Raw genomic sequence first — 19,801 nt, 5'->3', positions numbered from 1 at the left:
GAAAAGGGGTTACAGGGTGCCGATCCGGGCCAGCTCGGCCTGCAGGGCCGCCTCGTCCAGCCGCTCGAACGGCAGGGCGAGAAAGGCCTGGATGCGGGTCTCGATCCGCGCCACGGTGGCGTCGAAGGCGGCGGCGACCTGGGCGTCGCTGCCCGCCAGCCCGGACGGATCGGCCAGCCCCCAGTGGGCCCTGATCGCCGGGCCGAAGAATACCGGGCAGGCCTCCCCGGCCGCCCTGTCGCAGACGGTGATGACCAGGTCGGGCTGCAGCGCGGCATGAGCCTCGCTGGACTTGCTGGCCAGCCCGTCGCAAGCCACCCCGGCTCTCGCCAGGGCCTCGAGGGTGAGCGGATGCACCTGGCCCCCGGGCTGGCTGCCGGCGCTGAAGGCGCGCATGCCGGCCGGGGCCAGGTGGTTGAACAGCGCCTCGCAGAGAATGCTGCGGCAGCTGTTGGCCGTACACAGAAAGAGAACCTTCATCGCTTCGCTCGCTTGGCTTCAGGCGCAGATCGTGCTGCGCTCGGGGCGGTTGCGCATGCCTTCCAGCCGCTCGGAGTCGGGGCGCAGCCAGTTGCGGTTGGCAGCCAGGATGGTCTGCAGCATTTCGTGCACCCAATCCGGCAGGTGCGGATGCAGGCGGTAGTACACCCACTGGCCCTGGCGGCGGTCCTCCAGCAGCCCGCAGCTGCGCAGCAGCGCCAGGTGCCGGGAAATCTTCGGCTGGCTCCCCTCCAGCGCCGCGGTCAGCTCGCAGACGCACAGCTCGCCCTCACGGGCGATCAGCAGGGTCATCCGCGCCCTGGTCTCGTCGGCCAGGCATTTGAATACCGTGGTGGGGGTCAGGTGCTCGACCATGGCAGTCCTCAAGGCTTGCTTTTCACCAGCACGAACATCCGCAGGCGTTCGTGGATTTCGTGAAGGGTATGCCGGTAGGCGCCGGCCCTGCCGCTGGCAGCCGGATCTTCGAAGTCCCAGGCGAGGTACTCGCCGGCGCCGGGCAGGGCATGACACTCCAGGGCTGACTTGTCGCACAGGGTGATGACATGGTCGAACGGCTCGCCCGCGACTTCCTCCAGCGACTTGCTGAACAGCCCCTCGGTCGGGATCCCCAGCTCCTCGAGCGCCGCCAGCGCGCGCGGATCGATCCGCCCCGGCGCGGTGCCGGCGCTGTGCGCCTCGAACCGTTCCGGCGCGATGTGCCGCAACAGCGCCTCGGCCATTTGCGAACGGGCGGAATTGGCGATGCAGACGAACAGCACGCGGCTCTTGTGGCCCATGGTCGGCCTCTGTTTATAGATATGGCTCGGTGAATATATGTATTGCCGCATATGAAGTAAAGCAGGCACACTTGTCGAGTCCGTAAAACAGCCCTCGAAGCGCTTGCGGCTGCAGGCTTGCGGAGCCGACAGGCGCCAAAGCATGCGCAGAGGCGCATATTCGGACAGCCAGATGAAGAAAACATGACCCTCGACGCGAACGGACCGGAGAAAGGAGATACCCCATGTCCAGCCAATGCGAAGCGGCAGCCGCCGGGGCCACCGGCGCCCCGCTCGGCTTCTTCGAGCGCTACCTGACCCTCTGGGTGCTCCTCTGCATCGTCGCCGGCACCCTCATCGGCCTCTTCGCGCCGGCGGCGGCCCATGCGGTCGGCGCGCGGGAGATCGCCCACGTCAACATCCCCGTGGGCCTGCTGATCTGGGTGATGATCGTTCCCATGCTGATGAAGATCGACTTCGGTGCGCTGCACGAGGTGCGTCAGCAGAAGGCCGGCATGGGCATCACCCTGTTCGTCAACTGGGCGGTGAAGCCCTTCACCATGGCCCTCCTCGGCTGGCTGTTCCTCAAGCACGTCTTCGCGCCCTGGCTGCCGGCCGGCGAGATCGACAGCTACATGGCCGGGCTGATCCTGCTCGGCGCCGCGCCCTGCACGGCGATGGTGTTCGTGTGGAGCAACCTGTGCAGCGGCAACCCCAACTTCACCCTGACCCAGGTGGCGCTCAACGACCTGGTGATGGTGTTCGCCTTCGCGCCCATCGTCGCCCTGCTGCTCGGCGTGTCGTCGATCCCGGTGCCCTGGGACACCCTGCTGCTCTCGGTGGTGATGTACATCCTGATTCCGCTGGCCATCGCCCAGTTCCTGCGCAGGCGCCTGCTGGCCCGCGGCACGGCAGTCTTCCAGGCGGCGCTGGCGAGGATCGCGCCCTTCACCATCGTCGCCCTGCTCGCCACCCTGGTACTGCTGTTCTCCTTCCAGGGCGAGGCCATCGTCGAGCGGCCGCTGATCATCGGCATGCTCGCCGTGCCCATCTTCCTGCAGACCCTGTTCATCGCCGCCCTCGGCTACTGGCTCAACCACAGCCTCAAGGTGCGCCATGACATCGCCGGCCCCTCGGCGCTGATCGGCGCCTCGAACTTCTTCGAGCTGGCGGTGGCGGTGGCCATCGTCCTCTACGGTTTCGACTCGGGCGCCGCGCTGGCCACGGTGGTCGGCGTGCTGATCGAGGTGCCGGTGATGCTCGCTCTGGTGAAGCTGGTCAACGACAGCCGCGCCTGGTACGAGCGCGGCCGGTCGCGCAACTGAGGAGGCAATCCTGTGGAATTTCTCGAACAACCGCCGCGCTTTCTGTTCTTCACCGGCAAGGGCGGCGTCGGCAAGACCTCGATCGCCTGCGCCACCGCCATTCGCCTCGCCGAGAGCGGCAAGCGGGTGCTGCTGGTCAGCACCGACCCGGCCTCCAACGTCGGCCAGGTGTTCGGCATCGCCATCGGCAACCGCATCACGCCCGTGCCGGCGGTGGCCAACCTGTCCGCGCTGGAAATCGACCCGCAGGGCGCCGCCCAGGCCTACCGCGACCGCATCGTCGGCCCGGCCCGCGGCGTGCTGGCGGAGGACGTGGTCAAGGGCATGGAGGAGCAGCTGTCCGGCGCCTGCACCACCGAGATCGCCGCCTTCGACGAGTTCACCGAACTGCTGGTCGACTCCGATCTGACCGCCGGCTACCAGCACATCCTCTTCGACACCGCGCCGACCGGCCACACCATCCGCCTGCTGCAGCTGCCCGGCGCCTGGAGCGGCTTTCTCGAAGCCGGCCAGGGCGACGCCTCCTGCCTCGGCCCGCTGGCCGGGCTGGACAAGCAGCGCAGCCAGTACCGCGAGGCGGTGGAGGCGCTGGCCGACCCGCGGCGTACCCGCCTGGTGCTGGTGGCCCGCGCCCAGCAGGCCACCCTGCGCGAGGTGGCGCGCACCCACGAGGAGCTCGCCGCCATCGGCCTGCGCCAGCAGTACCTGGTGGTCAACGGCGTGCTGCCGGCCAGCGAGGGCGAGCGGGACCCGCTGGCCGCCGCCGTCTGCGCCCGCGAACAGGCGGCGCTGGAGGCCATGCCCGAAGCGCTGCGCGCCCTGCCCTGCGACCGGATCGCCCTCAAGCCGTTCAATCTGGTCGGCCTCGAGGCGCTGCGCCAGCTGCTCGACGGCGCGAGCGGCGTGCTCCCCGAAGCGCCAGCCGCCGCCCCCGCGCTGCAGGCGCCGAGTCTCGCCGCGCTGGTCGACGAGATCGCCGCCGCCGGCCACGGCCTGGTGATGCTGATGGGCAAGGGCGGTGTCGGCAAGACCACCCTCGCCGCCGCGGTGGCGGTGGAGCTGGCGCACCGCGGCCTGCCCGTGCACCTGACCACTTCCGACCCGGCCGCCCACCTGGCGGAAACCCTCGACGGCTCGCTGGACAACCTCACCGTGAGCCGGATCGATCCGCACGCGGCGACCGAGGCCTACCGCCAGCACGTGATGGCGACCAGGGGCGCCAAGCTGGATGAGGCTGGCCGCGCGCTGCTGGCCGAGGACCTGCGCTCGCCCTGCACCGAGGAGATCGCCGTGTTCCAGGCCTTCTCGCGGGTCATCCGCGAGGCCGGCCGCAAATTCGTGGTCATGGACACCGCGCCGACCGGCCACACCCTGCTCTTGCTCGACGCCACCGGCGCCTACCACCGCGAGATCCAGCGGCAGATGAGCGCCAGCGGCATGCGCTTCAGCACGCCGATGATGCAGCTGCAGGACCCGCAGCAGACCAGGGTGCTGCTGGTCACCCTGGCGGAAACCACGCCGGTGCTGGAGGCCGCCAACCTGCAGGCCGACCTGCGCCGCGCCGGCATCGAGCCCTGGGCCTGGGTGATCAACAACAGCATCGCCGCTGCGCGGACCGACTCGCCCCTGCTGCGCCAGCGGGCACGCAACGAACTCGCCGAGATCGAGGCCGTGGCCCACACCCATGCGCGCCGCCACGCCGTGGTGCCGCTGCTCGCCGAGGAGCCGATCGGCGTGCAGCGCCTGCTGGCGTTGAGCGGGTCCGGCAGCCATTGACGACAAGCGGCAAGAAGTACGCGCCCAGGCGCACCGCAAGGAGAACACCCGTTGGAAATTTTCAAGTGGTTGAACGATCAGCTGCTGCGCATGGACTGGCTGTCTGCCCTGGTGCGCCTGCTGGTGGAGGATGTGTTCGGCCTGGACATGGCCGGCCGCGTCGGCGGCAGCCTGCATTTCTTCATCTACGACACGATCAAGATCTTCATCCTGCTGTCGGTGCTGATCTTCACCATCTCCTGGGTGCAGAGCCACTTTCCGCCGGAGCGCACGCGACGCATCCTCGGCGGCACGCACGGCTTGCGGGCCAATGTGATGGGCGCGCTGCTCGGCACCGTCACGCCGTTCTGCTCCTGCTCGTCGATCCCGCTGTTCATCGGCTTCACCGGCTCGGGCCTGCCGCTGGCGGTGACCTTCTCCTTTCTGATCTCCTCGCCGCTGGTGGATCTGGCCTCGGTGATCCTGCTGGCGAGCATCTTCAACTGGTCGATCGCCATCGCCTACGTGCTGGTCGGCATCGTGCTGGCGGTGCTCGGCGGCACGCTGATCGGCCGGGCGAAGATGGAGCGGCACGTCGAGGCCTTCGTGACTCAACACAAGGTGCTGGACCTGCCGCAGGAACAACTGACCCTGCGTGATCGCCTGACCTACGCCCGCGAGCAGGTCGCCGAAATTATCCGTCGCGTCTGGCTGTACATCCTGATCGGCGTGGGCATCGGCGCCGCCATCCACAACTGGATTCCGGAAGAGCTGATCACGGCGGTGATCGGTCGGGACAACTGGTGGGCGGTGCCGCTGGCCACGCTGGTCGGCGTGCCGATGTATGCCGACATCTTCGGCACCCTGCCGATCGCCGAGGCGCTGGTCGCCAGGGGCGTCGGTCTGGGCACCGTGCTGGCATTCATGATGGCGGTGACCGCACTGTCGCTGCCGTCGCTGATCATGCTCAAAAAGGTGGTGAGGGCGCCGCTGCTGGCGTTGTTCTTCGCCATCCTGCTGGCCGGCATCACGCTGATCGGCTATCTGTTCAATGCCTTCGCCCACCTGCTCATCTGAAGCGGAGCGTCGCAATCACCCCCCAGGAGAACCATCATGATCATCAAAATCCTCGGCTCCGGCTGCAAGAAGTGCGTCGCCCTCACCGAGAACACCCAGGCTGCGCTGGCCAGCCTCGGCCGCGAGGCCGAGGTGGTGAAGGTCACCGACTTCGCCGAAATCGCCGCCCACGGCGTGATGTCGACCCCGGCCCTGGCCATCGACGACAAGGTGGTGTCGGTGGGCAAGGTGCTCAGCGCCGACGAGGTCAAGGCGCTGCTCAAGGCTCAGTGACAGGCACGCGCCGGGTTTTGCAGCATAGATCGGCCATGCCGTGGGCTGTAGCGGCATTCACGGAGTGCTCCAGAACAAGGCGAGCGGCGCAGCCACCAACTGCTCGTCGTTGACCAGCACCACGGGAGAGTCCTCGAGAGCGTCGAGGAGAAATTGACGAATTCTGCGCGGGTACAGGTGTAATTTCATCCACCTGATGGGTGAAATTACACTGCGTATTGGCTGCTTTCGACAGACACTCCTGTCTCGGCCAGCACTTGATACAGCGGCAGCCGCCGGGGAACTCCGCTGTAGGCCACCTCTCCCGAAGGTCGAGCGAGCCGGCCCGCCAGCCACCGACAAAAGACGGCAAGGCGACCTGCCTGCTGCCGCGGGCCGGGCGTTTTCCGCGGCGGCGCCAGGCCGCATACTTGCGGATTCCCTCAGCAGCCACTCCACCGTCCATGCGCATCCACGTCACCTTCATCGACCGCGTCGGCATCACCCAGGAAGTGCTCGCCCTGCTCGGCGGGCGCAATCTCAACCTGGACGCCGTGGAGATGGTCCCGCCCAACGTCTACATCGACGCGCCGACGCTCAGTGCCGAGGTGCTCGAGGAACTGCGCGGCGCCCTGTTCAAGGTGCGCGGGGTGCAGGCGGTGGAGGTGGTCGACATCCTCCCCGGCCAGCGGCGCAGCCTGCAGCTGTACGCCCTGCTCGCCGCCATGCCCGATCCGCTGCTGGCGGTGGACGGCAGCGGCCGGGTGCTGCTGGCCAATCCGGCGCTGATCGAGCTGGCCGGCCGCGATCCCGACGGCGAGACGCTCGGCGAGCTGTTCGCCGCCCCGGAACTGCACGAGGAGCTGCTGGCCCACGGCTTCCGCCTGCCGATGCGCGAGGTCACCCTCGACGGCCGGACCCTGCTGCTCGACGCCATGCCGATCGGCGAGGGCGCCGGACAGGGAAGCGGCCAGCTGGCCGGCGCCCTGCTCACCCTGTACGCGCCCAACCGCCTCGGCGAGCGCCTGGCCGCCCTGCACCACGAACAGGCCGAGGGCTTCGACGCCCTGCTCGGCGACTCGCCGGCGCTGCGCACGCTCAAGGCCCGCGCCCAGCGGGTGGCGGTGCTCGACGCGCCGCTGCTGATCCAGGGCGAGACCGGCACCGGCAAGGAGCTGGTGGCGCGCGCCTGCCACGCGGTCAGCGCGCGGCGCAATGCGCCCTTCCTGGCCCTCAACTGCGCGGCCCTGCCGGAGAACCTCGCCGAGAGCGAGCTGTTCGGCTACGCCCCCGGCGCCTTCACCGGCGCCCAGCGCGGCGGCAAGCCCGGCCTGCTGGAGCTGGCCCACCAGGGCACGGTGTTCCTCGACGAGATCGGCGAGATGTCGCCCTACCTGCAGGCCAAGCTGCTGCGCTTTCTCAGCGACGGCAGCTTCCGGCGCATCGGCGGCGAGCGCGAGATCCGGGTCGACGTGCGCATCCTCAGCGCGACCCACCGCAACCTGGAGCAGATGGTCGGCGAGGGCCGCTTCCGCGAGGACCTGTTCTACCGGCTCAACGTGCTCAACCTGGCCGTGCCGCCGCTGCGCGAGCGCAGCGAGGACATCCTGCCGCTGGCCCGCCACTTCCTCGAGCAGGCCTGCGCGCAGATCCGCCGCCCGCCCTGCCGCCTGGCGCCGGACACCTACCCGGCGCTCTTGGCCAACCGCTGGCCGGGCAACGTACGCCAGCTGCAGAACGTGATCTTCCGCGCCGCGGCGATCAGCGAGGGCAGTCTGGTGGAGATCGGCGACCTGGACATCGCCGGCACCGCCGTGGCGCCGCAGGCCGACGAGATCGGCAGCCTCGGCGCGGCGGTGGAGAACTTCGAGCGCGGCATCCTGGAAAAGCTCTACGCCAGCTACCCCTCCAGTCGCCTGCTGGCCGCCCGCCTGCAGACCTCGCACACCGCCATCGCCAAGCGCCTGCGCAAGTACGGGATTCCCGGCGGCGAGCGGTAGGAGCCGGCGTGCTGGCTCCTGCCCGAGATGCACGAGGCCGGCCCATCTGTAATCAAAACGATACAGCGGAATGCATTCGCAACAGCAATGGCTGCCGCCCGCCATCTCAGGGATTGGCACCAAAGCGCCAGTTCCAATGTAACGATTTCGTTCCAAGCGGTTTCGCCAGCACTTTCAAATAAACATATAAGTAATTGATTTATAATGATATTTGTAAAGATGGCATCCGCCTTGCTCTGGGCGAGCAACCGCTCGTCATCCTGCACGAGCCCTCAATCCCTCGTCCGCCTCGCTGCGGGCGAACCTTCAGGATTCACCGATGACCGATCGCCGCGCCCTCAGCACCACCAACGAATTCATCGCCCGCCATCTCGGCCCGCGCGAGGCCGACATCGCCGCCATGCTCGGCCAGCTCGGCTACGCCTCCCTGGACGCCCTGGGCGAACGGGTGATTCCCGACAGCATCAAGGGCACCAGCGTGCTCGACGCAGGCGACGGCCTGGGCGAGGCCGAGGCGCTGGCCCGGCTCAAGGCCATCGCCGCGCAGAACCGCCAATTCACCAGCCTCATCGGCCAGGGCTACTACGGCACCCACACCCCGGCGCCGATCCTGCGCAACCTCCTGGAAAACCCGGCCTGGTACACCGCCTACACGCCCTACCAGCCGGAAATCTCCCAGGGCCGCCTGGAGGCCCTGCTGAACTTCCAGACCCTGATCGGCGACCTCACCGGCCTGCCGATCGCCAACGCCTCCCTGCTCGACGAGGGCAGCGCCGCCGCCGAGGCCATGACCTTCTGCAAGCGCCTGTCGAAGAACAAGGCCGCCCGCGCCTTCTTCGCCTCCCGCCACTGCCTGCCGCAGACCCTCGACGTGCTGCGCACCCGTGCCGAGCCGCTGGGCATCGAGGTGGTGGTCGGCGACGAGCGCGAACTCACCGACGCCAGCCCCTACTTCGGCGCCCTGCTGCAGTACCCGGCCTGCGACGGCGAGCTGTTCGACTACCGCGAAACGGTCGAGCGCTTCCACGCCGCCGGCGCCCTGGTGGCGGTGGCCGCTGACCTGCTGGCGCTGACCCTGCTCACCCCGCCCGGCGAATTCGGCGCCGACGTGGCCCTCGGCAACACCCAGCGCTTCGGCGTGCCGCTGGGCTTCGGCGGCCCGCACGCGGCCTACTTCGCCACCCGCGACGCCTTCAAGCGCGACATGCCCGGCCGCCTGGTCGGCCTGTCGGTCAACCGCCACGGCCAGCCGGCGCTGCGCCTGGCGATCCAGACCCGCGAGCAGCACATCCGCCGCGAGAAGGCCACCAGCAACATCTGCACCGCCCAGGTGCTGCTGGCCAACATCGCCAGCATGTTCGCCGTCTACCACGGTCCCGAAGGCCTCAAGGCGATCGCCCGGCGCGTGCACGGCCTGACCGCGATCCTCGCCCGCGGCCTGGTCCAGCTGGGCCAGGGCATCGAACAGGAACACTTCTTCGACACCCTGACCGTCGCCAGCGGCGCGCGCACCGCCGAGCTGCACGAGCGGGCCCGCGCCCGGGGCATCAACCTGCGCGAGATCGACGCCGGCCGCCTCGGCCTGTCCCTCGACGAAACCACCACCGCAGAGCAGGTCGAGGCGCTGTGGGCGATCTTCGCCGGCGAAGGCCAGGCCCTGCCGGACTTCGCCGCGCTGGCCGCGAGCGCTGGCGAGCGCCTGCCGCCGGCGCTGCTGCGCACCTCGGCGTTCCTCCAGCAGCCGGTGTTCAACCGCTACCACTCGGAAACCGAGCTGATGCGCTACCTGCGCCGGCTGGCGGACAAGGACCTGGCGCTGGACCGCAGCATGATCCCGCTGGGCTCCTGCACCATGAAGCTCAACGCCGCCAGCGAGATGATCCCGATCACCTGGGCCGAGTTCGGCAACCTGCACCCCTTCGCACCGGCCGAGCAGAGCCAGGGCTACGCCCGGCTGACCGCCGACATCGAGCGCATGCTCTGCGCCGCCACCGGCTACGACGCCGTGTCGCTGCAGCCCAACGCCGGCTCCCAGGGCGAGTACGCGGGCCTGCTGGCGATCCGCGCCTGGCACGCCAGCCGCGGCGAAGGCCAGCGCGACATCTGCCTGATCCCCGCCTCGGCCCATGGCACCAACCCGGCGACCGCCAGCATGGCCGGCCTGCGCGTGGTGGTGGTGGCCTGCGACGCCCAGGGCAACGTCGATATCGACGACCTGCGCGCCAAGGCCGAGCAGCACGGCGCGCAACTGGCCGCGCTGATGATCACCTACCCCTCGACCCACGGCGTGTTCGAGGAAGGCGTACGCGAGATCTGCGAGCTGGTCCACCGGCACGGCGGCCAGGTCTACATCGACGGCGCCAACATGAATGCCATGGTCGGCCTGTGCGCGCCGGGCCGGTTCGGCGGCGACGTCTCGCACCTCAACCTGCACAAGACCTTCGCCATTCCCCACGGCGGTGGCGGCCCGGGCGTCGGCCCGATCGCGGTCAAGTCCCACCTGGCGCCCTTCCTGCCCGGCCACGGCCAGCTCGAACGCCGGGAAGGCGCGGTCTGCTCGGCGCCGTTCGGCAGCGCCAGCATCCTGCCGATCACCTGGATGTACATCAGCATGATGGGCGGCGCCGGCCTGCGCCGTGCCTCGCTCCTGGCGATCCTCAACGCCAACTACATCGCCAGCCGTCTGAAGGACCACTACCCGGTGCTCTACACCGGTGCCGACGGCCTGGTCGCCCACGAGTGCATCCTCGACCTGCGCCCGCTCAAGGAAACCAGCGGCATCAGCGTCGACGACGTGGCCAAGCGCCTGATCGACTTCGGCTTCCACGCGCCGACCATGTCCTTCCCGGTCCCCGGCACCCTGATGATCGAGCCGACCGAGAGCGAGTCGAAGGAGGAGCTGGACCGCTTCTGCGACGCCATGATCGCCATCCGCGAGGAGATCCGCGCAGTGGAGAACGGCACGCTGGACAAGGACGACAACCCGCTGAAGAACGCGCCGCACACCGCGGCCGAGCTGGTCGGCGAGTGGCGCCATCCGTATGGCCGCGAGCAGGCGGTGTACCCGGTCGCCAGCCTGGTCGAGGGCAAGTACTGGCCGCCGGTGGCGCGGGTCGACAACGTCTATGGCGATCGCAACCTGGTCTGCACCTGCCCTGCGCCGGAGGCCTATCAGGACGCCTGACGACGACACGCCATGGGCTCCCGGAGCAAGGTCGACACCACTCCCGGTGTCACCGTTAGGGTCTATAACAAGAAATACTCAGGCCATTGCTGCGTGAGCCCTCCGCAGTCGGAGCTTCCGTCATGTCTCTCAGCGTGTTCGACCTGTTCAAGATCGGCATCGGTCCCTCCAGCTCGCACACCGTCGGCCCCATGCGGGCCGCGGCGCGTTTCGCCGAGGGCCTGCGCCGCGACGCCCTGCTGGCGAGCACCATGCGCGTCAAGGTGGAGCTGCACGGCTCCCTCGGCGCCACCGGCAAGGGCCACGGCAGCGACAAGGCGGTGCTGCTCGGCCTGGAAGGCGAGCAGCCGGAACGGGTCGACACCGATCGCATTCCCGAGCGTCTGGCGGCGATCCGCGCCAGCGGCGAGTTGCGCCTGCTCGGCGACCGGCCGATCCGCTTCGTCGAGAAGGACGACCTGGCGCTGATCCGCAAGCCGCTGCCCTACCATCCCAACGGCATGGTCTTCCGCGCCTTCGACGCCGCCGGCCTGCAGATCCGCAGCCGCGAGTACTACTCGGTGGGCGGCGGCTTCGTGGTCGGCGCCAGCGCCGCCGGCGCCGACCGCCTCAAGGAAGACAGCATCGCGCTGCCCTATCCGTTCAGGAGCGCCGGCGAACTGCTGGCACTGTGCGCCGGACAGGGGCTCTCGATCAGTGCGCTGATGCGCGTCAACGAGCTGGCCTGGCGCCCGGACAGCGAGACCCGCGCCGGCCTGCGGCACATCTGGCAGGTGATGCAGGACTGCGTCGAGGCCGGCTGCCGCAGCGAGGGCATGCTGCCCGGCGGGCTGCAGGTCAGGCGCCGCGCCGCCGACCTGTACCAGCAGTTGAACCGCCGTTCAGAGGACAGGCGGGACGATCCGCTGTGGGTGCTCGACTGGATCAACCTCTACGCCCTGGCGGTGAACGAGGAGAACGCCAGCGGCGGCCGCGTGGTGACCGCGCCGACCAACGGCGCCGCCGGGATCATCCCCGCGCTGCTGCACTACTACATGCGCTTCGAGCCCGGCGCCAGCCTGGAGGGCGTCGAGCGCTTCCTGCTCACCGCCGCCGCCATCGGCATCCTCTACAAGGAAAACGCCTCGATCTCCGGCGCCGAGGTCGGCTGCCAGGGCGAGGTCGGCGTAGCCTGCTCGATGGGCGCCGGCGCGCTCTGCGAAGTGCTCGGCGGCACTCCGCAGCAGGTGGAGAACGCCGCCGAGATCGGCATGGAGCACAACCTCGGCCTGACCTGCGACCCGGTCGGCGGGCTGGTCCAGGTGCCCTGCATCGAGCGCAACGCCATGGGCGCGGTGAAGGCGCTCAACGCCGCGCGCATGGCCCTGCGCGGCGACGGCCGGCACTGCATCTCCCTGGACCGGGTGATCCGCACCATGCGCCAGACCGGCGCCGACATGAAGAGCAAGTACAAGGAAACCAGCCGCGGCGGTCTGGCGGTGAACATCATCGAATGCTGAACCGCGAACCCGCCGTCCCCATCAATCCCTCGCGCCGGCGCGAGCCAGTCCGCTCCCGCCGCCCCGAATCATCGCCGTACACATCCGGAGTTCCCGCATGACCGCCTCAACCTTGGCAAAAACCCCGCTGCACGCCCTGCACCTCGAACTGGGCGCGCGCATGGTGCCCTTCGCCGGCTACGACATGCCGGTGCAATACCCGCTGGGCGTGCTCAAGGAGCACCTGCACAGCCGCGACCAGGCCGGGCTGTTCGACGTCTCGCACATGGGCCAGATCCTCCTGCACGGCGCCGACGCCGCCGCGGCCCTGGAAACCCTGGTGCCGGTGGACATCGTCGACCTGCCGGTGGGCCTGCAGCGCTACGCGCTGTTCACCGACGACAACGGCGGCATCCTCGACGACCTGATGGTCGCCAACCTGGGCGGCGAGCGCCTGTTCCTGGTGGTCAACGCCGCCTGCAAGGAGCAGGACCTGGCCCACCTGCAGAAGCATATCGGCGAGCGCTGCCGGATCGAATCGCTGTTCGAGTCGCGCGCCCTGCTCGCCCTGCAGGGCCTCAAGGCGGTCGACGTGCTGGCGCGCCTGGCGCCCGAGGTGGCGAAGATGACCTTCATGCACATCGCCGAGGTCGAGCTGCTCGGCAGCCCGTGCATCGTCAGCCGCTCCGGCTACACCGGCGAGGACGGCTTCGAGATCTCCGTGCCGGTCGAGCACGCCGAGAAGCTCGCCCGCGCCCTGCTCGCCGAACCGGAAGTCCAGCCGATCGGCCTCGGCGCCCGCGACTCGCTGCGCCTGGAAGCCGGCCTGTGCCTGTACGGTCACGACATGAGCACCGCCACCACCCCGGTCGAGGCCAGCCTGCTGTGGGCCATCTCCAAGGCGCGTCGCGCAGACGGCGCGCGTGCCGGCGGCTTCCCCGGCGCGGCGCGGATCTTCGCCCAGCAGAAGGAAGGCGTGGCCAGCAAGCGCGTCGGCCTGCTGCCGCAGGAGCGCGTGCCGGTGCGCGAAGGCGCGGAAATCGTCGATGCCGAAGGCACGCCGATCGGCAAGGTCACCAGCGGCGGCTTCGGCCCGAGCCTGGGCGCGCCGGTGGCCATGGGCTACGTCGCCAGCAGCCATGCCGCCGAGGGCAGCGAGGTCTGGGCCATCGTCCGCGGCAAGCGCGTGGCGATGAAGGTCGCCAGGACGCCGTTCGTGCCGCAGCGCTACTACCGCGGTTGAGCCCTGCCGCCCCTCTTCCGCCCGCGGGAGAGGGGCCGATTCGCCCACCAGGCCGGCCGACTTCCCGGCTGGCCACGGAGACTGTGCGATCACCATCCTTGCCGGTCCGGCACAACGCCCCGATCGCGCTGCAATACCACCGGCTGGGCGCCTGCCTGATGCCCGAACGTTGCCCTCGCGCTTTATGCTGCGGCCCACGCATCGGCCGCCTACGCTTGAGACACCCAAGCTCCACAGCCGCGACATGAGGTGAACCTTTCGATGATCAAGCTGAACCTGAACGGCAAGGACCACGAGTTCGATGCGCCCGGGGACATGCCGCTGCTCTGGGCCCTGCGCGATGTCGCCGGGCTGACCGGCACCAAGTACGGCTGCGGCATGGCGCTGTGCGGCGCCTGCACCGTGCATGTCGACGGGCAGCCGACGCGCGCCTGCGTGACGCCGCTTGCGGCGGTGGCCGGCAAGCAGGTCGTCACCATCGAGGCGATCGCCGAACAGCCCGCCGGCAAGGCGGTACAGGAGGCCTGGCGCAAGCTCGACGTGGTGCAGTGCGGCTACTGCCAGTCGGGGCAGATCATGGCCGCCAGCGCGCTGCTGTCGGCCAACAGGAATCCCAGCGATGCCGATATCGATACGGCCATGAGCGGCAACCTCTGCCGCTGCGCCACCTATGTACGCATCCGCGCGGCGATCCACGAAGCCGCGCGGAGCCTGGCCTGAGGAGCACCCCATGGCAGAGCTGCAACTCCCGAACGAAACGGCTGCCGGCGACAGCGGCATCCGCAACTTCAGCCGCCGCGCCTTTCTGCGCGGCACGGGCGGCCTGGCGCTGGGCATCTACTTCGCACCGCTGCTCGGGCGCCGGGGCCTGGCCGAAGCGGCCGGCGATGATTTCGAGCCGAACGCCTTTCTGCGCATCGGCTCCGACGGCGTGGTCACGGTGATCGCCAAGCACGTCGAAATGGGCCAGGGCAGCTACACCGGTCTCGCCACCCTGATCGCCGAGGAGCTGGATGCGGACTGGAGCCGCGTGCGCGTCGAGGGCGCCCCGGCGAACACCGAGTTGTACAAGAACCTTGCCTTCGGCCTGCAGGGGACCGGCGGCAGCAGCGCCATCGCCAACTCCTTCGAGCAGATGCGCAAGGCCGGCGCCAGCGCCCGCGCCATGCTGGTGGCCGCCGCCGCCGGACAATGGCAGGTGCCGGCAGAGCAGATCGCCGTGCGCCAGGGCGTGGTCGAGCACGCCGCCTCGGGGCGCAGGGCCGGCTTCGGCGAACTGGCCGAGGCCGCGGCCAGGCAACCGCTGCCCGCCGACGTGAAGCTCAAGGACCCGAAGGACTTCAGCCTCATCGGCCGGCAGAAGCTGCCGCGCACCGACAGCCCGGACAAGACCGACGGCAGCGCGCTGTTCACCCAGGACATCCGCCTGCCGGACATGCTGGTGGCCGTCCCCGCCCATCCGCCGCGCTTCGGCGCCACGCCGTCGAAGGTCGAGGCGAGCAAGGCCAGGGCGGTGCCGGGCGTGGTCGCGGTGGTCGAGTATCCCGGCGACGAGCGCCGTTTCGCCGGGGTCGCCGTGCTGGCCACCAATACCTGGGCGGCGATCCGGGGGCGCGACGCGCTGCAGGTGGAGTGGGACGAGAGCAAGGCCTTCCGCCTCGGCAGCACGGAGATCCTCGCCCGCTACCGGGAGCTGGCCGGCCAACCCGGCGCTGTCGCGCGCAACGAAGGCGACGCCGGCAGCGCGCTGGAGCAGGCGACCAGGCGCATCGACGCCGAGTTCGAATTCCCCTATCTCGCCCACGCCGCCATGGAGCCGCTGAACTGCGTGGTCAGGCTGGACGAGGGACGCTGCGAAATCTGGAACGGCGAGCAGTGGCAGTCCGGCGACCAGCAGTTGGTGGCACAGTTGCTGGGCATTGCCCCGGAGAAGGTGTCGATCACCCAGCTCTACGCCGGCGGCAGTTTCGGCCGGCGCGCCAACCCGCACTCGGATTACGTGCTGGAAGCGGTGTCCATCGCCAGGGCAGCCCGGGACCAGGGGCTGAAGGGGCCGGTGAAGATGGTCTGGCCCCGCGACAACGACACCCGCGGCGGCTACTACCGCCCGTTGTTCCTGCACCGGGCCAGCCTGGGCCTGGACGGCGAAGGCCGGCTGATGGCCTGGCAGCATCGCCTGGTGGGACAGTCGTTCATGCAGGGCACGCCGTTCGAATCCCTGATGCTCAAGGACGGCATCGACAAGGTGGCGGTGGAAGGCATCGACAATCTCGCCTACGCGGTCCCCAATCTGCACGTCGAGCTGCACCTGGCGCAGGGCATCGGCGTGCCGACCCAGTGGTGGCGCTCGGTGGGACATACCCATACGGCCTACGCGACGGAAACGCTGATCGACGAAGCCGCCGTGGCGGCCGGCAAGGACCCCTACCAATACCGGCGGGCGCTGCTGGACAGGCACCCGCGCCACCTCGGCGTACTCGACCTGGTGGCGGAGAAGGCCGGCTGGAGCGCCGCGTTGCCGCCGGGAGCGCAGGGCGAGCGGCGCGGTCGCGGCATCGCGGTGCACGAGTCGTTCGGCAGCTTCGTGGCGCAGGTGGTGGAGGTGACGCTGAAGCCCGACCACAGCTACCGGGTGGACAGGGTCGTCTGTGCGGTGGACTGCGGCCTGGCGATCAACCCGGACGTGATCCGCGCGCAGATGGAGGGCGGCATCGGCTTCGCCCTGTCGGCAGCGATGCACAGCGCCATCACCCTGAAGGATGGCGTGGTCGAGCAGTCGAACTTCCACGACTTCCAGGTGATCCGCCTCAACGAGATGCCGCAGGTCGAAGTGCACATCGTGCCTTCGGCGCAGGCGCCCAGCGGCGTCGGCGAGCCGGGCGTGCCGCCGCTGGCGCCGGCGCTGGCCAATGCGCTGTTCGCCGCCAGCGGCAAGCGCATCCGCCGGCTGCCGATCGGCAATCAGCTGCAGGCATAGGGCGGCGCCATCCGGCATCGCCGCATGGCGGAGATGCCGGGCGCCATTCTCCAGGCGCAGAAAGAGAAATGACCACCGACCGAGGCGTTACCGCCAACGAGGAGGACTACGCCCACGACCGCTCCAAGGCCCCTTGCCAGTGGCTCAGCTACTTGCGGATGCCTTGCCAGATCATGCCGGCGAGCGCCAGCACGGAAATCCCGAGCCAAAAGTGATATTCCATATCCATAGCGCCGATCTCTGGGCAACGTCTCGCCCGACCTCCAGTCTCGTCAAATCACTATTTCACAGCCGTAATTTCCAGGGGCACCCCCCATTCGAGGGGGCAGACTGGGCTGGCTGCCGTCCACCACAATCACGGACTCCGTACAGGCAATGTCCCCCGCCCCTCAATGCCCGCCCAGATAGGCGCTGCGCACCTCCTGGTTGCCCAGCAGCTCTTCTCCCGTTCCCGACAGGCGGATCTGCCCGTTGACCATCACATAGCCGCGGTCGGACAGCTTCAGCGCGTGGTTGGCGTTCTGCTCCACCAGGAACAGGGTCATGCCGCCGGCCGCCAGCTCGCGCAGGATCTGGAAGATCTGCCGGACCACGATGGGCGCGAGGCCCAGCGACGGCTCGTCGAGCAGCAGCAGCTTCGGCCGGCTCATCAGCGCGCGGGCGATGGCGAGCATCTGCTGCTCGCCGCCGGAGAGGGTCATGGCGCGCTGGTTGCGCCGCTCCTCGAGGCGCGGGAACAGCTCGAACATCCGCCCGAGGTCCTCGTCGGCGTGCGCCATGCCGATCGGGATGGTGCCCATCAGCAGGTTCTCCTCCACGCTCATGTCGGGGAACACCCGGCGTCCTTCCGGCGACTGGGCCACGCCACTGGAGGCGACGTGGTGGGCCGACTTGTGGGTGATGTCCTCGCCGCGGTAGAGGATCTGCCCGGCGCTCACCCGCGGCTGGCCGAAGATCGACATCAACAGGCTCGACTTGCCCGCGCCGTTGGCGCCGATCAGGCTGACCGTCTCGCCCTCGTGGACGTGCAGGCTGACCTGGCGCAGCGCCTGGATCGGTCCGTAGTGCAGGTCGACATCGCGGAACTCCAGCAAGGGCACGCTCATGCCAGCTCCTCCTCGTCGGCGCCCAGATAGGCGGCGATCACCTTGGGATCGTGGCGGATCGCCGCGGGCGGTCCCTCGGCGATCAGCTCGCCATGATCGAGCACCAGGATGTGGTCGGAGATGCCCATCACCAGGCCCATGTCATGCTCGATCAGCAGCACGGTGACCTCGTGGGTGTCGCGCAGGGTGCGGATGATGCGGCTGAGCGCGGCGGTTTCGGCCGGGTTGAGGCCGGCGGCCGGCTCGTCCAGGCACAGGAGCTGCGGCCGGGTGCACATGGCCCGGGCGATCTCCAGGCGGCGCTGCTGGCCGTAGGACAGCTCGCCGGCCAGGCGGTTGGCACAGTCGACCAGATCGACCACCTCCAGCCAGTAGAAGGCGTGCTCCAGCGCCTGCTCCTCGGCGCGGCGAAAGCCGCGGGTGTTGAGGATGCCGGCCAGCAGGCTGCGGTTGACCCACAGGTGCTGGGCCACCAGCAGGTTCTCCAGCACCGACATCTCGCGGAACAGGCGGATGTTCTGGAAGGTGCGCGCCAGGCCGGCACGGTTGACCAGGTGGGTGCCGCCGAACAGCTTGAACCAGAGGCGGCTGGCGAAGCGCCGCGGGTTGACGAAGTCGCCCGCCCGGAACGGCCCGCCGAGCACCTGCAGCACGTCGGTGCTGCGGCCGCGGGCATGCAGGCGGATGCTGCCGCCGCTGGCGCGGTAGAAGCCGGTCAGGCAGTTGAACACCGTGGTCTTGCCGGCGCCGTTGGGACCGATCAGCGCGGTGATGGAGTGGCGCCTCACCCCCAGGCTGACGTCGTGCAGCGCGCGGATGCCGCCGAAGCGCATGGACAGGTGCTCGACGCTGAGAATCTCGTCGTCGCTCATGGCGCCACCCCCGGACGTTGCGCGAAGCCGCGGCGGCTGATGCGGATCAGTCCGCGCGGCCGCCAGATCATCATCAGCACCATGAGCATGCCGAACAGCAGCACCCGGTAGTCGGCGAAGCTCCTGAGAAGCTCCGGCGCCACCGTCAGCACGAAGGCGGCGAGCACCACGCCGAGGGTCGAGCCCATGCCGCCGAGCACCACGATGGCGAGGATCAGCGCCGATTCGAAGAAGGTGAACGAGGTCGGGTTGACGAAGCCCTGGTAGCTGGCGAAGAACACCCCGGCCAGCCCCGCCGTCGAGGCGCCGAGCATGAATGCCGAGAGCTTGACCAGCACGTGGTTGAGGCCCATGGCGCGGCAGGCGATCTCGTCCTCGCGCAGCGCCTCCCAGGCCCGGCCGATCGGCATGCGCACCAGCCGGCCTTTGACGTAGAGCACCAGCAGCACGGTGAGCAGCAGCACCGCGTAGATGAACAGAAACTTGATGTTCGGGCTGTAGGCGATGCCGAAGAACTCGTGGAACGGCACCCCGCCGTCCTTGGCGCGCCGGCCGAACTCGAGGCCGAGGAAGGTCGGCGCCGGCACCGACATGCCGTTCGGCCCGCCGGTGAAGGACAGCCAGTTGTTCAGCACCAGGCGGATGATCTCGCCGAAGCCCAGGGTGACGATGGCCAGGTAGTCGCCGTGCATGCGCAGCACCGGAAAGCCGAGCAGCGCCCCGGCCAGCGCCGCGGCGAGCGCGGCCAGCGGCAGCATGCTCCAGAAGCCGAGGCCGAGGTATTCGTAGCCGAGCGCCAGGCCGTAGGCGCCGATGGCGTAGAAGGCCACGTAGCCCAGGTCGAGCAGCCCGGCGAGGCCGACCACGATGTTCAGGCCCAGGCCGAGCAGCACGTAGATCAGGCCGAGGATGACCACGGTGAGCAGGTACTTGCCGGCGAAGAACGGAAAGATCAGCGCCGCCAGCAGCACCAGCGGGACGATCCAGCGCAGATGCGAGCGGTAGTCCGGCGCCAGCACCTGCACGCCGGCGCTGCCGCCCTCGAAGCGCTGCAGCCAGCCGCGGCCGGTGGCGCTGTGCAGGAACAGGCTGAGGACCAGGCGACCGAGCATCACCGTGCCGACGATCCAGGCCACGCGCGAGGCCTCGAGGTTGAAGCTGTAGCCGTCGAGCACCACGCCGACGATGGGGCCGAACACCACCAGGGCGATCAGCCCGGCCAGCAGGCTGTCGAGCAGCGGCTGGCGGATATCCAGGGAAGAACGCTCGGGCATGC

Annotated in this window: 18 protein-coding genes; 11 read left to right on the top strand and 7 right to left on the bottom strand. The window is 69.3% G+C overall.

Annotated elements, in window-relative coordinates; all coding sequences use genetic code 11:
* Window positions 1-9: 9 nt before the first annotated feature.
* The 3 genes from GCU53_RS01585 to GCU53_RS01575 are packed head-to-tail and all read right to left on the bottom strand — an operon-like array spanning window position 10 to window position 1,277.
* Window positions 10-480, bottom strand: coding sequence for an arsenate reductase ArsC (locus GCU53_RS01585; RefSeq protein WP_152386060.1), 471 nt, complete (start codon window positions 478-480; stop codon window positions 10-12).
* Window positions 481-498: 18 nt separating this feature from the next.
* The gene (locus GCU53_RS01580) at window positions 499-855 is read right to left on the bottom strand and encodes a metalloregulator ArsR/SmtB family transcription factor (RefSeq protein WP_152386059.1); all 357 of its coding nucleotides are present in this window, start codon (window positions 853-855) and stop codon (window positions 499-501) included.
* Window positions 856-863: 8 nt separating this feature from the next.
* A complete protein-coding gene (locus GCU53_RS01575) occupies window positions 864-1,277 on the bottom strand; it encodes an arsenate reductase ArsC (RefSeq protein WP_152386058.1) in 414 nt (137 codons plus the stop codon).
* A 224-nt stretch (window positions 1,278-1,501) separates the two neighbouring features.
* Between GCU53_RS01575 and arsB the strand changes: the two genes are divergently transcribed.
* From arsB to GCU53_RS01555, 4 genes are read left to right on the top strand one after another with little or no spacing between them, the layout of a single operon-like run.
* On the top strand, window positions 1,502-2,581 hold the full coding sequence (arsB, locus tag GCU53_RS01570; RefSeq protein WP_152386057.1) for an ACR3 family arsenite efflux transporter: 1,080 nt from the start codon (window positions 1,502-1,504) through the stop codon (window positions 2,579-2,581).
* A gap of 12 nt (window positions 2,582-2,593) precedes the next feature.
* The gene (gene arsA / locus GCU53_RS01565) at window positions 2,594-4,357 is read left to right on the top strand and encodes an arsenical pump-driving ATPase (protein WP_152386056.1); all 1,764 of its coding nucleotides are present in this window, start codon (window positions 2,594-2,596) and stop codon (window positions 4,355-4,357) included.
* Window positions 4,358-4,408: 51 nt separating this feature from the next.
* On the top strand, window positions 4,409-5,413 hold the full coding sequence (locus tag GCU53_RS01560) for a permease (RefSeq protein ID WP_152386055.1): 1,005 nt from the start codon (window positions 4,409-4,411) through the stop codon (window positions 5,411-5,413).
* A 36-nt stretch (window positions 5,414-5,449) separates the two neighbouring features.
* Window positions 5,450-5,686, top strand: coding sequence for a thioredoxin family protein (locus GCU53_RS01555; protein ID WP_152386054.1), 237 nt, complete (start codon window positions 5,450-5,452; stop codon window positions 5,684-5,686).
* Between the two features lie 57 nt (window positions 5,687-5,743).
* On the opposite strand, the gene GCU53_RS26445 is transcribed toward GCU53_RS01555, so the two are convergent.
* A complete protein-coding gene (locus GCU53_RS26445; RefSeq protein WP_280115851.1) occupies window positions 5,744-5,875 on the bottom strand; it encodes a hypothetical protein in 132 nt (43 codons plus the stop codon).
* A 254-nt stretch (window positions 5,876-6,129) separates the two neighbouring features.
* On the opposite strand from GCU53_RS26445, the gene GCU53_RS01550 reads away from it, so the two are divergent.
* From GCU53_RS01550 to GCU53_RS25370, 7 genes are all read left to right on the top strand, one after another.
* Window positions 6,130-7,665: a sigma-54-dependent transcriptional regulator gene (locus tag GCU53_RS01550; RefSeq protein ID WP_152386053.1), complete on the top strand. Its 1,536-nt coding sequence runs from the start codon at window positions 6,130-6,132 to the stop codon at window positions 7,663-7,665.
* A 319-nt stretch (window positions 7,666-7,984) separates the two neighbouring features.
* A complete protein-coding gene (gene gcvP / locus GCU53_RS01545; RefSeq protein ID WP_152386052.1) occupies window positions 7,985-10,849 on the top strand; it encodes an aminomethyl-transferring glycine dehydrogenase in 2,865 nt (954 codons plus the stop codon).
* A gap of 122 nt (window positions 10,850-10,971) precedes the next feature.
* Entirely contained in the window at window positions 10,972-12,348 is a 1,377-nt protein-coding gene (locus tag GCU53_RS01540; RefSeq protein WP_152386051.1) for an L-serine ammonia-lyase, read from the top strand.
* 97 nt (window positions 12,349-12,445) lie between these two features.
* Entirely contained in the window at window positions 12,446-13,570 is a 1,125-nt protein-coding gene (gcvT, locus tag GCU53_RS01535; RefSeq protein WP_152386050.1) for a glycine cleavage system aminomethyltransferase GcvT, read from the top strand.
* A gap of 261 nt (window positions 13,571-13,831) precedes the next feature.
* Window positions 13,832-14,290 (top strand): (2Fe-2S)-binding protein, encoded by a 459-nt coding sequence (locus tag GCU53_RS01530; protein WP_152386049.1) that lies wholly within the window; start codon window positions 13,832-13,834, stop codon window positions 14,288-14,290.
* A 10-nt stretch (window positions 14,291-14,300) separates the two neighbouring features.
* Entirely contained in the window at window positions 14,301-16,547 is a 2,247-nt protein-coding gene (locus GCU53_RS01525) for a xanthine dehydrogenase family protein molybdopterin-binding subunit (protein ID WP_152386048.1), read from the top strand.
* A gap of 68 nt (window positions 16,548-16,615) precedes the next feature.
* On the top strand, window positions 16,616-16,762 hold the full coding sequence (locus tag GCU53_RS25370) for a hypothetical protein (protein ID WP_167520016.1): 147 nt from the start codon (window positions 16,616-16,618) through the stop codon (window positions 16,760-16,762).
* A gap of 174 nt (window positions 16,763-16,936) precedes the next feature.
* On the opposite strand, the gene GCU53_RS01520 is transcribed toward GCU53_RS25370, so the two are convergent.
* From GCU53_RS01520 to livM, 3 genes are read right to left on the bottom strand one after another with little or no spacing between them, the layout of a single operon-like run.
* Window positions 16,937-17,653: an ABC transporter ATP-binding protein gene (locus GCU53_RS01520; RefSeq protein ID WP_152386047.1), complete on the bottom strand. Its 717-nt coding sequence runs from the start codon at window positions 17,651-17,653 to the stop codon at window positions 16,937-16,939.
* Window positions 17,650-18,525 (bottom strand): ABC transporter ATP-binding protein, encoded by an 876-nt coding sequence (locus GCU53_RS01515; RefSeq protein WP_152386046.1) that lies wholly within the window; start codon window positions 18,523-18,525, stop codon window positions 17,650-17,652. Before GCU53_RS01515 ends, GCU53_RS01520 begins: the two co-directional genes overlap by 4 nt.
* The gene (gene livM / locus GCU53_RS01510) at window positions 18,522-19,799 is read right to left on the bottom strand and encodes a high-affinity branched-chain amino acid ABC transporter permease LivM (protein ID WP_152386045.1); all 1,278 of its coding nucleotides are present in this window, start codon (window positions 19,797-19,799) and stop codon (window positions 18,522-18,524) included. The genes GCU53_RS01515 and livM overlap by 4 nt, the downstream gene beginning before the upstream one ends.
* Between the last annotated feature and the right edge of the window lie 2 nt (window positions 19,800-19,801).

This window comes from Azotobacter salinestris, assembly GCF_009363155.1.
GTDB lineage: Bacteria > Pseudomonadota > Gammaproteobacteria > Pseudomonadales > Pseudomonadaceae > Azotobacter > Azotobacter salinestris.
The sequence above is the reverse complement of the archived record's forward strand: the minus strand, read 5'-3'. Positions and strand labels throughout refer to the sequence as shown.